This window comes from Acidicapsa ligni, from assembly GCF_025685655.1.
GTDB classification, from domain to species: Bacteria; Acidobacteriota; Terriglobia; order Terriglobales; family Acidobacteriaceae; genus Acidicapsa; species Acidicapsa ligni.
On sequence record NZ_JAGSYG010000001.1, the window covers coordinates 58,668 to 73,772 of the forward strand.

At 54.6% G+C, this 15,105-nt stretch carries 13 protein-coding genes; 5 read left to right on the plus strand and 8 right to left on the minus strand.

Annotated elements, in window-relative coordinates:
• Positions 1-28: 28 nt before the first annotated feature.
• Positions 29-889 (minus strand): sulfite exporter TauE/SafE family protein, encoded by an 861-nt coding sequence (locus tag OHL19_RS00275; RefSeq protein ID WP_263355560.1) that lies wholly within the window; start codon positions 887-889, stop codon positions 29-31.
• A gap of 112 nt (positions 890-1,001) precedes the next feature.
• On the opposite strand from OHL19_RS00275, the gene OHL19_RS00280 reads away from it, so the two are divergent.
• A complete protein-coding gene (locus OHL19_RS00280; RefSeq protein WP_263355562.1) occupies positions 1,002-1,811 on the plus strand; it encodes an FKBP-type peptidyl-prolyl cis-trans isomerase in 810 nt (269 codons plus the stop codon).
• 61 nt (positions 1,812-1,872) lie between these two features.
• On the opposite strand, the gene OHL19_RS00285 is transcribed toward OHL19_RS00280, so the two are convergent.
• From OHL19_RS00285 to gyrB, 4 genes are all read right to left on the minus strand, one after another.
• On the minus strand, positions 1,873-2,679 hold the full coding sequence (locus OHL19_RS00285) for an ATP-binding cassette domain-containing protein (RefSeq protein ID WP_263355563.1): 807 nt from the start codon (positions 2,677-2,679) through the stop codon (positions 1,873-1,875).
• 72 nt (positions 2,680-2,751) lie between these two features.
• Entirely contained in the window at positions 2,752-4,611 is a 1,860-nt protein-coding gene (locus tag OHL19_RS00290; protein WP_263355564.1) for an amidase, read from the minus strand.
• A gap of 145 nt (positions 4,612-4,756) precedes the next feature.
• On the minus strand, positions 4,757-7,063 hold the full coding sequence (locus tag OHL19_RS00295; protein ID WP_263355565.1) for a putative bifunctional diguanylate cyclase/phosphodiesterase: 2,307 nt from the start codon (positions 7,061-7,063) through the stop codon (positions 4,757-4,759).
• 349 nt (positions 7,064-7,412) lie between these two features.
• Positions 7,413-10,016 (minus strand): DNA topoisomerase (ATP-hydrolyzing) subunit B, encoded by a 2,604-nt coding sequence (gyrB, locus tag OHL19_RS00300; protein ID WP_263355567.1) that lies wholly within the window; start codon positions 10,014-10,016, stop codon positions 7,413-7,415.
• Between the two features lie 402 nt (positions 10,017-10,418).
• Between gyrB and OHL19_RS00305 the strand changes: the two genes are divergently transcribed.
• Both OHL19_RS00305 and OHL19_RS00310 read left to right on the plus strand, forming a co-directional pair.
• A complete protein-coding gene (locus tag OHL19_RS00305; RefSeq protein ID WP_263355568.1) occupies positions 10,419-10,586 on the plus strand; it encodes a hypothetical protein in 168 nt (55 codons plus the stop codon).
• A gap of 105 nt (positions 10,587-10,691) precedes the next feature.
• Positions 10,692-11,564 (plus strand): hypothetical protein, encoded by an 873-nt coding sequence (locus OHL19_RS00310; RefSeq protein WP_263355569.1) that lies wholly within the window; start codon positions 10,692-10,694, stop codon positions 11,562-11,564.
• Positions 11,565-11,663: 99 nt separating this feature from the next.
• On the opposite strand, the gene rpmA is transcribed toward OHL19_RS00310, so the two are convergent.
• Positions 11,664-11,927, minus strand: a complete 264-nt coding sequence (gene rpmA, locus OHL19_RS00315) for a 50S ribosomal protein L27 (RefSeq protein WP_263355571.1) — start codon at positions 11,925-11,927, stop codon at positions 11,664-11,666.
• Positions 11,928-11,991: 64 nt separating this feature from the next.
• Complete coding sequence (gene rplU, locus OHL19_RS00320; protein ID WP_263355572.1) at positions 11,992-12,327, minus strand: 50S ribosomal protein L21; 336 nt, start codon at positions 12,325-12,327, stop codon at positions 11,992-11,994.
• Between the two features lie 459 nt (positions 12,328-12,786).
• On the opposite strand from rplU, the gene OHL19_RS00325 reads away from it, so the two are divergent.
• Complete coding sequence (locus OHL19_RS00325) at positions 12,787-14,034, plus strand: MFS transporter (protein ID WP_317890531.1); 1,248 nt, start codon at positions 12,787-12,789, stop codon at positions 14,032-14,034.
• A gap of 82 nt (positions 14,035-14,116) precedes the next feature.
• Here the strand turns inward: OHL19_RS00325 and OHL19_RS00330 are convergent, their stop codons facing one another.
• Complete coding sequence (locus OHL19_RS00330; protein ID WP_263355574.1) at positions 14,117-14,521, minus strand: hypothetical protein; 405 nt, start codon at positions 14,519-14,521, stop codon at positions 14,117-14,119.
• A gap of 328 nt (positions 14,522-14,849) precedes the next feature.
• On the opposite strand from OHL19_RS00330, the gene rpmB reads away from it, so the two are divergent.
• The gene (gene rpmB / locus OHL19_RS00335; RefSeq protein WP_263355576.1) at positions 14,850-15,038 is read left to right on the plus strand and encodes a 50S ribosomal protein L28; all 189 of its coding nucleotides are present in this window, start codon (positions 14,850-14,852) and stop codon (positions 15,036-15,038) included.
• Positions 15,039-15,105: the final 67 nt, after the last annotated feature.

Sequence of the window (15,105 nt, forward strand, 5' to 3'; positions counted from 1 at the left end):
AACAAAGCAGGGATGGCCTGCGTGAGGATCAGTGATTTCTCCAGAAGAAATAAGCCGCCATTCCCAACCCGATGAAAACGACAAGCCCGCGGAGAAAACGTGGGTTCATACGCTGCGAAATACGGGCAGAAAGATAGCCGCCGATAGCGCAGGTGACCATTGCAGCGAGGCAATAGCGCCACTCGACTTTACCGCTGAAGACAAACAAGATGCAGGCCATTCCATTGGCCATCGTGGTGGACACGACTTTCATGGCGTTCATCTCGTTCATGTCCTGAAAGCCGAAAAGCGACAGCAACGAAATGATCAGAAATCCCGCGCCCGCGCCGAAGTAGCCGACGTAGAAGCAGACGATAGTTGTTGCGCCAATCAACAGCCAAAGCCCACGAGGCTCGTCCGACGCAGCCTGCTGGTCCAAATTTTGGTCCAGATTTTGGCCTCGAAGCGTGGCACGCCTCTTCAGCCAGTTCATAACAGGCCCGCTCGCTGCGAAGATAAGCGCAGCCACCAGCAGCAACCACGGCACGAGATGAAGAAAGGTTGTCGCAGGAGTATTCAGCAGTACGATTGCGCCGGCAGAACCGCCGACTAATCCCGCAACCGACATCCGCACTGCGAGTTTTGAGTGCTTCTTAACATCATTCCAGTAGCCGGCTATCGAAGTGAGTTGTCCCGGCCAGAGAGCTACCGTGTTGGTGGCATTGGCTTGAATGGGACCTAAACCGACCGACAACATGGCAGGAAAACTGAGGAATGAGCCTCCCCCGGCGACAGCGTTCAGCGTTCCCGCAAGGAAGGAAGCAACGATCAGCCACGGGAGATGCCAGTCGATCGAGCGTAACTCGATCCAATGCCATGCAACGGAATTCGCGATGAAAATCAAAGACATCCAACTCCATTGTAACGATCGACCATAGCACCGTTATTCTGATTTACACGTTGCCTCCAATGAGCCTGTTACACTCCCGAGGAGTCCCAATTTTGGAGTGTCTGAAGCATCTATGAAACGAACCTTTGTGCTGTTCGCACTGACGGCTGCTCTTGCCGCCGCTCAAACCCCTACAACTCCTGCTCCCAAGAGCACGGCAAAGCCTGCAACTGCGGGCACAGTACACAAATCTGCGACTGGAAGCTCTGCGGTAAAGAGCTCTACTGCGGGCACCCGGACAGCGGGGGGCATTAAGCTGCCGCCGGGAATTCAGCCGGTTCACGGGTTGGTTCGGTCTGCCTTTGCCCTGCGCTACCAGGAGATCAAAATCGGTACCGGCGCTTTGGCTGAACCCAACAAGCTTTACAAGGTCGCTTACACCGGCTGGCTTGCTGCCGATGGCAAGAAGTTCGATTCCTCCTTGGATCATCCAGGCGCGGCGCCAATCCAGTTTCCACAGGGGCGCGGGCGGGTCATTCCCGGCTGGGATCAGGGCTTTGAGGGTATGAAGATCGGCGGCAAGCGCCGCTTGTTTATTCCCTACCAGCTCGCATACGGAACAATCGGCAGGCCGCCTGTGATTCCGGCCAAGTCCGATCTGATTTTTGATGTGGAGCTGGTGGCGGTAGACGATATGCCTACGCAGCCAATGATGCCCGGCGGACATCCGATGCCGAGGCGGCCCGGTATGCAGCCAGGCGCACCTCAGACTGCTCCTTCACCATCCACTCCGCCGACGACGGGTGCACCGGCAAAACCGGCAGACCCGGCTCAGCCTTCTTCAACCGCGCCTGCACCGGCACCGGCAACTCCGCCCGTATCGGCACCCGCATCCACACCAGCACCCGCGGATAAGCCCGCCAATCCGGCTCAGCCTAACTAACTGTTACTCGCGATTTTTGGCAGCTTAAATTTTTGGATAAGTTATGGGGCAGTTGCTGATTTTAGCGGCTGCCCCATAACTCATTTCCTGCTAACTCGGGTGTCGCCGCGAGAAGCTTTTGCGTGTAACTTTCGCGTGGATTTTTACATAGCTCTTCGGACTCGCCTACTTCGATCAGCCTGCCATGCTCCATTACTGCAATGCGCGTCGAGAGATAGCGCACCAGGGGCATCGAATGGCTGATAAACAGATAGGTCAAGCCGTGGTCGCGTTGCAGCATTCGCAGGAGATTGACAATCTGCGCTCCGACGCTCACATCGAGAGCCGAGACCGGCTCATCCAGCACGACAAACTTTGGCTTCAACGCGAGTGCACGGGCGATATTGATACGCTGCTTTTGTCCGCCGCTGAACTCATGCGGATAGCGGCCCAGAGCGGACTCATCCAATCCGACGGATGAGAGCAGTTCTTTGGCGGCTCGCAACAGAGCTGTCCGGCTGGTGCCCGCTCCGGCTTCACAGCCATGAATCACGAGTGGTTCGGTCACTATTTCCAGTACCTTCATACGCGGATTCAGTGCTGCTGAGGGGTCCTGAAAGACTGGCTGCATCTGCCTGCGCAGGCCTTGCGTACGATTGCCGCCGACTTCCACTCCGGCCACTCGGATGACTCCGCTGGTGGGCGCAACGAGTCCGAGGATCATCTTTGCCAGTGTGCTTTTGCCTGAGCCGGACTCGCCGACGAGACCGAGTGTCTCGCCAGCGGCAATCGTGAGGCTCACGTCTTTGACCACGAATCGGTCTTCCTGGCTCAGACCAATGCGACGCGGGTAGTTTCTGCTGACGGATTGAACTTCAACCAGGGCCATATGCGGATGGTAAATCCTCAGAATGAGGCATCAAGCGAGCGTTGCCTGTCTGGCTTTGGCCATTTGGCGCTGTCAGTCCAGTTTTGGATGCAGCTTATGAAAGCCTGTTGCGTCCTGATACGCGCGTCCAAAGGCGCATAACTTTGCATCCTGGTAGTGTCCGGCGAGAAAGGTGATACTTACCGGCGTATTCGGCCCACCGATATCATCCTCTTCTCCATCATCGGTCTTTGGTGGCTTGGGAGAATCTGCTCCGCGCAGGCCGTTCGGAAGGATAAGTGCTGGATGCCCAGTGAGGTTGGTAGTTACTAACTGTTCGCTGCCGGAAGATGTAACTACAATATCTACCTGTTCAAACACTTTTGATAGTTCACGGATAGCTAAAGTGCGTGCTCGATTGGCCTGAATGTATTCGACGGCGGGATAGAAGCGTGAGACGCGAAAAGCGTTGGGCCAATCTTCTTCTCCCTGCTCTGTCAGCAGACGATCGCGGCCGGTCATGGTGAGGTCATCGAATGCAGCTGCGGCTTCGGCGGTCAGGAGTGAGCTCATCGCGTCGTAGGGGAGATCTGGCAGTTCAACTGGAATGAGCTGCACGCCCATTTGACGCAGCTTTTCGACAGCGGCCAGATTGAAGTGCCGATCATACTCGCGCCTGGCATACGATACCAAGCGTGCAGCATTGTTATGTTCACGCTGCTTCTTTTGCTCTACCGTCTCATTGGCTTCAGCCGCGTCTGGTTTGAATGGCTTTGGCGGATCGAAATCTCCTTTGAAGTAACCGACTCGCAGGCTCTTCCAATCGAGATTTGCGTCCCAGTTGAAGGCTGCATTGCGTGTCGCCAGATCCTGCTCATCGGGGCCGTGGATGCTGTTCAATACGATGGCGCAATCCTCCACGCTTCGACAGATAGGGCCGAGCTTATCCATCGTCCAGCTCAAAGCCATCGCCCCTGTGCGGGGAACGAAGCCGAAGGTTGGACGCAGGCCGGTATCGCCGCAACGGGTGGACGGTGAAGAGATCGACCCGAGCGTCTCCGATCCAATTGCAAACGCTACACAGCCGGCGGCAACTGCACTGGCTGGACCAGCGGAGGAGCCGCTTGAGCCTTGTTTCGGGTTCCAAGGATTGCGCGTTCGACCGCCGAACCACTTGTCTCCCATAGCCAGCGCGCCAAGAGTCAACTTGGCGACGAGCACAGCGCCGGCTGCGTCCAATCGCCGCACGACGGTTGCGTCCTCGTTGAAGCTTTGCCTTTCGAAGCCGCCTGCGCCCCACGTGGTCGGGTAGCCCTTAACTGCGAGCAGATCCTTGGCTCCCCAGGGAATGCCATGCAGGAGGCCACGATATTTGCCAGAAGCTATCTCCGCATCGGCAGCTCTGGCTTGCTCCAGAGCCCGCTCCTCGGTGAGGGTGATGGTGAAATGCAGACTGCTGTCGTATCGTTTAAGGCGCTCCAGATACATCTGCGTGAGGGCGAGCGAGGTTACTTTACGCGACCGGATCAGCTCGGCTAATTCTCGCACCGTGGCAAAAGCCAGATCTTCGATTTTGGATGGAGCCGCGACCGAGGGAACATTACTCCAGCGCGGCTCTTTGCGATCGGTGTCGATCTTCGCGCCCGGCGGCAAGGGATCGAATACAAATGCCGGTGCGACGCTATTGGGAATCTTCAGTGCTCGAATTGCTGCGTAGGATTCGCGCTGGCGGGCAAGCCCGTTGAGCATCATGGCCTTTTGTTCGGCGGTCAGCGAAACGCCAGCCAAGGCGGCTGCATCCTCGATCAATTGCGGAGTTATCTTTGGTTGCTCCGATTTGGCGGCATCGCCCTGGGCCTGTGCAGACAGGGTATACAGAACTCCGGGGAGCAGCGCTGATGCTACTCCGGCATTGGTACAGGCCGTCAGAAATCTTCTGCGGTCAAATGTCATGGTGAGATGCCTTCTCGAGAACGAATTTGTCTTATTGGCAAGGTACCGGGCGAGAACAGATGGATGCAAGTCTGTCGTGTCGCGGAGGATACGGCTTTTGAATCTATATACCCAGATCGGAACGCGACTGGCGGATCGAAATGTTTTACGCCAGCGTTCCTATGGATTGCAAGGGGCTTTCGAGGACGCGACGCAGCGCCATCTCCGCAGTTTCCGGCCTGCCCAGAAGAAATCCCTGCGCTTCATCACAACCAAGCGAGCGCAGGATTTCGAGCTGCTGTTCAGTTTCAACACCCTCGGTCACGACGCGCAGATTGAGCGCCTTAGCCATAGCGAGCACGGACCTGACCATGCTGACGGTGGCTTGATCCGTTGTCAGATCTCTCACAAACGACCGATCAAGCTTGACTGCATCGATGGGCATACGCTGCAGATAGCTCAGGGAGGAATACCCTGTGCCAAAGTCATCTAGGGCAACGCTCAGCCCTAATCGCTGCAGTTCGCGAATTCGCGAGACTGCCAGATTCAGGTCGCGGATGAAAATACCTTCGGTGATTTCCAGCTCCAGAAGTGAGGGGGGAAATCGGGTAAGGGCGAGGATCTCGGTGATGATGTGGGTGAAGTCGGGCCGCATGAACTGCATCGGAGAGATATTCACTGCAACACCGATCCGGCGGCCGGAGTCAGTCCAATTCCTGGCCTGGATCAGTGCTTCATGCAAGACCCGGCGACCGATTTCCGTGATGAGTCCGGTCTGCTCGGCGATTGGGATAAATCTGTCTGGAGGAATCGTGCCCAGCTCCGCACTATGCCAGCGGCATAGCGCCTCGAAACGAACCAGCCGCCCAGTCACCACCAGAAACTGTGGTTGGAATACGACGGTGAATTCGTTTTCACGCAAGCCACGTAAAAGAGCGGACTCAATCTGATGGCGCTGCGCGGCGCGCTCCTGCAATGCCGGATCGGCCAGAAAGATCGAATCGCCTCCACGCGAGCGAGCTTCCAACATGGCTGCGCGGGCGTATTTCAGCAGCGTGTCGGCGTCGGCTCCCACAGAGCCACGGCGCAGGCTGCCGATATCCCGGCCTGCATCGCTGGAATAAGCAATTCCAATACTCGCCGATAGAGGAATGCGATGCTTGCTGAATTGGCTGGCGCGATGAAAGACCTCACGCAGTTGCGTCGCCCGCGCGAGTGTTGCCTCGTCATAGGGAGCAGCACGAAGCAACACTCCGAAGACGTGGTCATCCAGTCTGGCGATCACTTCTCCCTCCTGGCGGAATTGGGAGAGGCTGGCTCCAACCTCATTCAATATCTCGTCCGCAACTGTGCGCCCGAAGGTACCTTTCACAAAGTCGAAGCTGTCGATTTCGAGATACAAAAGGGCGATGCATCCCTCGCCGGGCGCACATTTCTCAAGCTCGGCGGCGAGAATCTCTTCGAAGTAATGGAGATTCGGAAGATTCGTTACAGGGTCAAAATTGGCCAGGTACGCGAGACGATCATTCGCCTCTTTCTGGCGCGTAATCTCTTCGGTAATAGAGAAGAAATGCGGTTCGCCCTCAGCGGTGTTGAGCAATGCGACGCTATTGCGCACCCATACGGTTTTTCCATCTTTGCGGATAACCTTACGCTCTGCCTGATACGAGGCTTCGGTACTCCCGGGCATCAAGTCAATCCGCTGCTCATGATTTTTCCGGAATTCCGGCGCCACAAAAGCATCTCCTTTTGTGCCGATCAGTTCGTCGATTTCATATCCCAGGATCTCGGCTGCTTTTTGATTCATGGAGAGAATCGTCCCGTCCAGCTTGAAAATTCCCATTCCGACGGATGCGGATTCATATGCCTGATGAAATCGGCTCTCACTTACCAGCAAATCATGGGTGGCTCGCTTCAACTGTTTTTCGGTGCGAATCCGCTTCCAGTCTATCCAGATGAGAAGAGACAGCGAGGCAAGGGTGATTGCCAGCAGCGCAACCAACTCGTGCAATGCTCCGTTGAGAGCGTTCGAGACTTCCTGAATATGTTCGGCGGAGGCTTTCTCAAAGGCGGTGCTTGCATCATTCACGGCCTGCTCTACCGGGAAGAATTCTTCTTTTCCCAATCCCTCATGCGCCCCATACGATTTCGGCGTCTGGCTGCGCATTTCTGTCTTAATGAGCAGATCTCGTTTCGTTTTATATTGTCCCCACTTTTGTTGGAACAGCTCCTGACTGCTGCTGGGAATACCGAGTTGTGATACCTGGCTCGACAACAACTCAACTGTGGCATCCCCCTGGTTCAGCATTTGAATCTCGCGCTGCAACTGGTCTGGCTTGCCTGTCCCCAGCAGGATGCGAAGAAACCTGCGGCGGCTCTTCTGAATCTCGTATTGCAGTTCACCTTCAAGGCGAATTCCCTGCACATCAATCGCATACACATCATGCAACAACCTGAGGTCACGGCTGACCATGGGAATTGTATGCAGAGAGGCGAATCCCAATGAAACGGCGAGAACTATCACCGCACCATAACGCACGTTTGAACCCGTCATTAAGACAGAGAAAAAACGTGCTTTGGCCGAATCTATTTGGGACCAAGATAGAATCACAGGATATAAGTTACTACGGTACTACTATTGTGCCCTTTTATTTCGAACCAAAGTACCTAATTCGTATCTTGTATGTTGATCTCGGTCATCAACTGTAAATACGGACAGAATCGAACCGTAAAATATACCGCACAACGGTATAGATGTTAGAAATTAAATTGCCCGGCTGCAGTTGAACTGCAGCCGGAGCCTATCTTTTTACATATCTTGATTAGATATCCAGATTTTTTACGTCGAGAGCGTTATCTTCTATGAATTTACGCCGCGCTTCTACATCTTCACCCATAAGTGTGGTGAAGATATGTTCGGTCTCGGCGATATCTTCGAGCTTGACCTGGAGCAATGTGCGAACGGAGGGATCCATGGTGGTTTCCCATAGCTGGGGAGCGGTCATTTCTCCCAACCCCTTATAGCGTTGTACCTGGTAGTCGCGCTTGCCCTGCTCAACGACGTAATCGAAGAGTTCGCGGGCGGTCTGCTTTTCTACTGGTTCGCGGTTTGCGCGAGCCGACTTTTTGCTGCCTTTGGTTGCAGCAGCGGCGGTGGTCGTTTCAGCAGCTTCTAGGGTTGCGTCCGCTTCGTCTTCTGCAACTTCGGCCACAGTCTTGCTGGCGTACTCGATAAGGAATGGTGGCTCAAGCTGATCTTTGATGAGGGCGAACTTGGCCATCATCTGCCGATATTCGGGGCTGCCAGCCAATGTCCAGTCGATATTTCGAATTGCGCCCTGCGAATCCGTAAAGCTCAGGGACCAGGTGTGATGCTCTTCATCCCGCTTTGGCTCGCCGAGTGCCTTGAACTGGAACTGATCGACAAACGGCACCAGTGCGGCACGCAACTCCACCAGCTTTACAGGAACTTCGCTCTCGGAGGCCGATTCAAAATCAGCCCTCTTCGTAAGCTCGGCCTTGGCAAGCAGTTCGGTAATTTTCTCGTTCCGGATGCGCTTGTCAACCTTGTCGAAGAAGCCGAGGTACTCGTCGAGGTGGCCCATAAACCGAGTGAGCGTGGCACCATCGATCGTTTCGGCGTGTTCGCCGTGACGTACGACAATACCTTCGGAGGCGCGCTTCACCATGACCTTCAGGAATTCCCGTTCGTCCTTGATGTATTGCTCAAAGCGCCCCTTCTTGATCTTGAAGAGCGGTGGTTGAGCGATGTACACGTGTCCGCGCTTGATCAACTCCGTCATGTGCCGGAAGAAGAAGGTCAGAAGCAGGGTACGGATATGCGAACCGTCCACGTCGGCGTCTGTCATGAGGATCAGCTTGCCGTAGCGCAGCTTTGAAGGATCGAAATCGTCTTTGCCAATGCCACAGCCGAGGGCGGTGATCATGGCACGGATTTCCTCATGACCCAGCATCTTGTCGTAGCGCGCTTTTTCGACGTTGAGAATCTTACCCTTCAGGGGGAGAATCGCCTGGAAGCGGCGATCGCGGCCCTGCTTGGCTGTTCCGCCTGCCGACTCACCCTCGACCAGGTACAGTTCGCAGCGCTCAGGATTGCGTTCGGAACAATCAGCCAGCTTACCCGGCAGGCCGCCGCCATCCAATGCACCTTTGCGACGAGTGAGGTCGCGCGCTTTGCGAGCCGCCTCACGCGCACGGGCCGCGTCGATGGCCTTATTAATGATCTTCTTCGCGATCTGTGGGTTCTGCTCAAGGAATCCGCCCAGACGCTCATTTACAAAGGCCTGTACGATACCTGCGATGTCGGAGTTGAGCTTGCCCTTGGTCTGGCCCTCAAACTGAGGCTGCGACAGCTTCACGCTCACCACGGCGACCAAGCCTTCGCGGACGTCGTCCCCGGAGAGATTTTCCTTCAAGTCTTTGAACAGGCCAAGCGATTGCCCAATGGCGTTGATGGTACGGGTCAGAGCCGTCCGAAAACCGGAGAGGTGGCTGCCGCCATCAACGGTGTTGATGTTATTCGCAAAGCTAAAGACTGAGTCGGAATATCCGTCGTTGTACTGAAGAGCAATGTCGATTTCTACGTTGTCGCGAGTTGCTTCCATCGCGATCGGCTTTTCATGCAGCAGAACTTTGCCCTTGTTCAGATGGCGGATAAATTCCGAGATACCGCCCGCATACTTGAACTCCGTCCGCTTGGCTTCGCCGGTCTTGGGATCTACGGTGCGTTCGTCGGTAAGGGAGATTTCCAGGCCCTTGTTCAAGAAGGCGAGTTCGCGAAGACGCTGGGCCAACGTGTCGTAGTTGTATTCGGTGACAGTAAAGATTGTCTTGTCGGGGAGGAAGTGGACCTTGGTTCCACGCCGCTTCGTGGTCCCGGTCTGTCGTACTTCTGTTGTGGGGTCCCCGCAGGAGTAATCCTGCTCGTAAGTATTGCCGTCACGCCAGATTTCGACGTCGAACTCCTGGCTGAGCGCGTTAACGCAGCTCACGCCTACTCCGTGGAGTCCGCCGGAAACCTTGTACGTGGAAGAGTCGAATTTGCCCCCGGCGTGCAGTTTGGTCAGAACGACCTGCACGGCGGGCATCCGCTCTCCGTTGGGCAGTGTCTTCATGTCTACCGGGATTCCGCGGCCATCGTCGATTACGGTCACGGAGTTATCGAAGTGGATGATTACTTCAATCCCAGTGGCATAACCGGCAAGCGCCTCATCGACGGAATTATCGACCACCTCATACACCAGATGATGCAGGCCCATTTCACCGGTTGAACCGATATACATGGCGGGGCGCAGGCGTACTGCTTCCAGGCCCTCAAGAATCTTGATGTTATCGCTGGTGTAAGTGCCACTATTGGCAGGGGTCGTGCCGGAATGAGGAGATTCGAAAAGATTTTTTGTCGACATAGGCTCGCTAGACAGACGTGGTGCACAGAGAAATTCTTTTATTCTTAAATCTGCCGGGTCGCTTGATGCGTTCCTTGAGGAAGTGCTGGCTGCGATCGCTGGTATTCCCGGCGGAATTTCTGGCTGAAGAGTGTCTTCCAACCACTGGTTGTCTACTTGAATTTTAACACGTTGAGGTAGTTCAAGGCGCGTTTTCGGTACCCCGAGAGACGGACGATGAAATGGCGGCTCGTAATCTTTAATTAAAAATTTTAGATTACTAAAGGAAGGGTGACGCTAGTAATTTTATTATTGAATGTTTATTAATTACGTTGAAATTACTGGACTTAACGCTAAACTACAGTCTACTTCTATCGTAAGCGGGTAATTTTACCGCCTGCTACCGCTTTGGAGATCATCCCGATGAAGCTTCCTATCCGCATGTTTGCCCTTTCTCTAGCCATCGCTGGAACCTTTACTGGAACCACCGCGCCCAGGGCTTCTGCAATTCCGTCCATTGTTACGAATGCCGCCCCAGGTCCGTTACCTCTCTGCAACCCCCTCGCGCAGGACTGTCCCAACATCCGCTAAAGAAGCTCTAGCACAAAAGTGCCAGCACGTGGCGCACGAATTGATTGAGCGGCTCCATAAAACACGCTATTCTGTAAGTAGTCTCAGGATGGTCGGAGCTGTCACATGTCATTGTCTCTAGCCCAGGCAGTAATCTTACATACCGATGTACTGGTTTCCGTCATCCTCTGTGCGGTCTTCTTTAAGCCTACGTTGCGGAAGACTTACCCCAGGATTACAGCGTACCTCTGCGTTCGCGCTGTTACCGGGGTAATCATTGATTTTCTCTTCTATGGGCCTCTGCTAGCCAGTCCTTCGCTTTACACGAAAGTGCATTTCGTCGTGTACTGGGCCAGCTCCATGATCTCTGCCGCACTTTTGTTCCTCTCGTGCCTGGATGTCTATCGCGAAGCCATGAGACCTCTGCCGGGATTGGCCAGGATGGGAACAGTGGTTTTTCGCTGGGCGTCCCTGGCATCCATCCTGGTAACCGCTACATCGCTCACTACTGTCACTTCCGGACCGTCCATTGCGGTAAATATTTTTACCCAAATCATGCGCTGCGTCGGAACGGTGGAGCTGTGCCTTCTGGCCTTTTTGATCATCAGCATGAAGGCAATAGGCTTGTCGCCTCGCAATCGCCCGTTCGGTATCGCTATCGGGTTAGGTGTTATGGCCGCGAGTGACTGTACCCAGACATTTGTAATGTCGATGCATCCAGGACTTGGAGCTCCCATTCAACTGGCGGTGCAGGGATTTGAAGTTGCAGCGATTGGCCTGTGGCTGTTTTATGGAGCTCTCCCGGAGCCAGCACGTAAGCCCGTGACGCTGCCGGTTGAATCGACGATCTATCGCTGGAACCAGATTGCTTCCGCTCTTGGGCACAAGGGAACCCAGGTCACGGTACAGCCTGCGCCGAGCTTCTTCCTCGTCGATGTGGAGAAGGTTGTCGAACGGGCCTTTGTTCGCACGTTGAACGGCAAGGAATCTGAGTCCTAAATCCGAATCTTTTAGACAAGCAGAAAGGCCGGAATCTCCCAGAGATTCCGGCCTTTCTATTTGTCTCTCGAAACCTGTCTCTCGAAGCTAGTTCACGAACTACAGAACTGCGAGCGGTTCGACAAAGGCAAAACGGCCCTTGTTGCCACGATCGCGGAACTGCACGGTGCCGCTGATCTTGGCGAAGAGAGTATCGTCCTTGCCGATGCCTACGTTCAGGCCTGGCTTGATTGGTGTTCCACGCTGCCGAACGATGATCGTGCCGCCGGTTACGACCTGACCGCCGAAAGCCTTGACTCCCAGCCGCTGGGCATTTGAGTCGCGTCCGTTTGTTGAACTACCGCCACCTTTTTTATGTGCCATTGCAAAATCCTTTCAAATGTCCTGGGCTTGGTTGCCCTTCAAAATCTTTGAATGCGCCTGAAGCTTAGACAGCCGCTGTGTAGGGAACGCCGTCAACTTCAATCGACTTGATGCGAACTTCGGTGAACGACTGGCGATGCCCCTGCAGCTTCTTGTACTGCTTTTTGCGCTTCAGGTGGAAGACCAGAATCTTGGCGTGACGGCCTTCGCTGACCACCTCGGCGGTAACCGTTGCAGTTCCCGGCTTGGCAATCGTTCCGGGCTCACCGGAAACGGCCAGCACGTCAGAGAACACAACTGTCTGGGGCTCAGAGTCAGTCGACTCAACTTTTTCAATCTTGACGACATCGCCTGGGGCGACCCGGTACTGCTTACCACCGGTACGAATCACAGCGTACATAGAACCTCCAGCGCTGCCGCTCATTTTCAGGCGCGCATCAAAAACATTCCGATTGAATGGGCAAATACATGCTCACCCTGGCAATACTCAAGTTCGCTCTCTCAAACAAACCGCAAACGAGTACTGACAAACAGGGCTACAGGCAGAATCGCCAAACTAAGGTAGTGTACCGTCTTTCGTTTCCCAACGTCAATGCTTCTGCTCGACCAAAAGAAGGGAGATGGGCCTGAGACCGCTCCTTGCAGCAGGCGGAGCAGAGCTTAAGCGGCGGATCGATCTTCCAAGAGGCCTCGCTGCTACGACATAAGGATGTCATAGCGAGATTCTTGCGACGGAGAAGAAATGTGGTCATCATAGATACATGTATGGATTTTCGGGACGTTTCACGGCTTTAGCCCGTGTCGATCTACTGAAATGCCATGAAGATCGCATCGCTAGAAGGAAAGCTGAGAACCGACCTTGACCACCTCTGCAGTAGTTCCAACAGAAATTAAAGCCCCCAGGCCTCTTGCCAGTCCCTCGCCGGAGGGAACACTGCTGCGCGTTCTCGCCGCGGTCAGCTTCTGCCATCTCATCAACGACATGATGCAGTCGCTGCTGCCGTCGATTTATCCGATTCTGAAGACCTCGTTTCACTTGAATTTCAGCCAGATTGGACTCATCACGCTGGTCTTCCAGATCACGGCCTCGTTGTTGCAGCCGTTCATCGGCACGTTTACGGATCGACGTCCTGTTCCGTGGTCTCTACCAATCGGGATGACGACCACGTTGGTGGGACTGGTGCTGCTGGCCTATGCGCCGACTTATGGAATTCTGCTCATCGCGGCTTCGCTGTTTGGGATTGGCTCGGCAATCTTCCATCCGGAATCCTCCCGGGTGGCGCGTATGGCGTCCGGAGGCAAGCATGGCTTTGCCCAGGCGTTCTTCCAGGTGGGCGGCAATACCGGGTCGGCCATCGGACCGCTGCTGGCGGCTTTCATCATTTTGCCGCGAGGACAGATTGGCGTCCTTTGGTTCGTCGCAGCGGCTGTTGCCGGAATCGTGGTTCTGAGCTGGGTAGGCAACTGGTATAAGCACCGGTTGGAACACCTGAAGTCTCTGCCGGCCGCGCACCGCGAGATCCATCCTTCTTTGCCACGACATAAGGTGATCGGGGCTCTGACCATCCTGATGCTGCTGGTGTTTTCGAAGTACTTTTACATCGCCAGCCTCACCAGCTATTACACCTTTTACCTGATCAGCCGATTCCACGTTTCCGTGGCCAGCTCGCAGTTGCACCTGTTCGCGCTTTTTGGCGCTATTGCTGCAGGCACGCTGATCGGTGGCCCAATCGGCGATAAGATCGGGCGCAAGTATGTCATCTGGTGTTCGATTCTTGGGGTACTGCCCTTTACGCTGATGCTGCCGTACGCCAATCTCTTCTGGACGGGCATTCTCAGCGTGATCATTGGCGTTATTATCGCTTCGGCATTCTCGGCAATTCTGGTTTATGCACAGGAGCTGGTCCCGGGGCGCGTTGGAATGATCTCCGGGCTATTCTTTGGATTTGCTTTTGGGATGGGCGGCATCGGGGCCGCTGTGCTGGGGCAATTGGCAGACAAGACGAGCATCATCTTCGTATACCACGTCTGCGCTTATCTGCCCGCGATTGGCCTGCTGACGGGCTTTCTGCCTAATCTCGAACCGGATCGCAATAAGAAGTTTTAGGCGCGAAAAAGGGCGTCATCTCTCCATGAGATGACGCCCTTTTCTGGATCTATGAGGCGATCGGGCAATCAACGGCTGCCGGTTACTTAGGCTGGCTGTCGGTTACTTTCTGCTTTTCTTCTTTCGCCTTGTCCTTGGACTCAATCTTGGTTTCCTTGGTCTTATCGCCGACCTTGGTCGAGGTTTTGTCCTTGCCTACAAGTTTCTTTGCGCCTTCCTTGGTCTTGTCGTAGCCCTTGACGGAAGTTTCCTTGGTCTTATCGGTGGCTACGGTCCCGCCTTCTTTGGTCTTGTCGTAGCCTTTTTCCGTGCCAGTCTTTGTCTTGGATGCTACTTTCTTGGTGCCGGCCTTGGTCTTGTCATACGCCTTGGTTGTTCCCTTTTTAACGGCGTGGCCAGTGTCTTTGCCTGCATCCTTGGTGTCGGTTCCAGCCTGCTTTACATCCTGGCCGGCCGTTTGTGCAATGCCAACCGCCGAAACTGACATAACGGATGCCAGGGCGAACGAAGAGATCATGAGCTTGAATCTAAAGCTGTTCATAGTTCGATAGAGTAGCATTCGAAGCTTTTGGTTGCACTAAAAGACTTCCTTTTCGCTTCAATCGTCCCATAAAAACAGGCATCGAGACCGATTACGGCTGTCCTGTTTGCCGGAAATCAGATTCGAGGTATACTAGAGGTTCGGCAGCCGGTCCGCGAACCGCGTCTTCGAGCGTTGAGCAGTTTCGATGCAAGCAAGATGCCTGGCCTATGCGCTTTCGCAACCGCCCCGATGCCCGTTAGGGACACCCTTTCAGGATTTTGGAGTTAGCACAATGGCACAGGTATGCGACGTATGCGGCAAAGGCCCGCAGTTCGGTAACAACATCTCTCACGCACACAACGTCACCCGTCGTCGTTGGAGCGTTAATCTGCAGGCTGTCCGCACTCTGATCAACGGTACATCCAAACGTATGCGCGTCTGCACCAACTGCATCAAGAGCGGCAAAGTAGCTAAAGCTTAAATATTGCCGGTCGTTTTTTGACCAGACTTCAGGCTTGAATTCAGCTCTTCAGGCCCCGCCCACAAGG

Coding starts and splice junctions, on each gene's coding strand:
- OHL19_RS00275 (WP_263355560.1), bottom strand. CDS start 889: ATGTCTTTGATTTTCATCGCGAATTCCGTTGCATGGCATTGGATCGAG.
- OHL19_RS00280 (WP_263355562.1), top strand. CDS start 1,002: ATGAAACGAACCTTTGTGCTGTTCGCACTGACGGCTGCTCTTGCCGCC.
- OHL19_RS00285 (WP_263355563.1), bottom strand. CDS start 2,679: ATGGCCCTGGTTGAAGTTCAATCCGTCAGCAGAAACTACCCGCGTCGC.
- OHL19_RS00290 (WP_263355564.1), bottom strand. CDS start 4,611: ATGACATTTGACCGCAGAAGATTTCTGACGGCCTGTACCAATGCCGGA.
- OHL19_RS00295 (WP_263355565.1), bottom strand. CDS start 7,063: ATGGTCAGCCGTGACCTCAGGTTGTTGCATGATGTGTATGCGATTGAT.
- gyrB (WP_263355567.1), bottom strand. CDS start 10,016: ATGTCGACAAAAAATCTTTTCGAATCTCCTCATTCCGGCACGACCCCT.
- OHL19_RS00305 (WP_263355568.1), top strand. CDS start 10,419: ATGAAGCTTCCTATCCGCATGTTTGCCCTTTCTCTAGCCATCGCTGGA.
- OHL19_RS00310 (WP_263355569.1), top strand. CDS start 10,692: ATGTCATTGTCTCTAGCCCAGGCAGTAATCTTACATACCGATGTACTG.
- rpmA (WP_263355571.1), bottom strand. CDS start 11,927: ATGGCACATAAAAAAGGTGGCGGTAGTTCAACAAACGGACGCGACTCA.
- rplU (WP_263355572.1), bottom strand. CDS start 12,327: ATGTACGCTGTGATTCGTACCGGTGGTAAGCAGTACCGGGTCGCCCCA.
- OHL19_RS00330 (WP_263355574.1), bottom strand. CDS start 14,521: ATGTCAGTTTCGGCGGTTGGCATTGCACAAACGGCCGGCCAGGATGTA.
- rpmB (WP_263355576.1), top strand. CDS start 14,850: ATGGCACAGGTATGCGACGTATGCGGCAAAGGCCCGCAGTTCGGTAAC.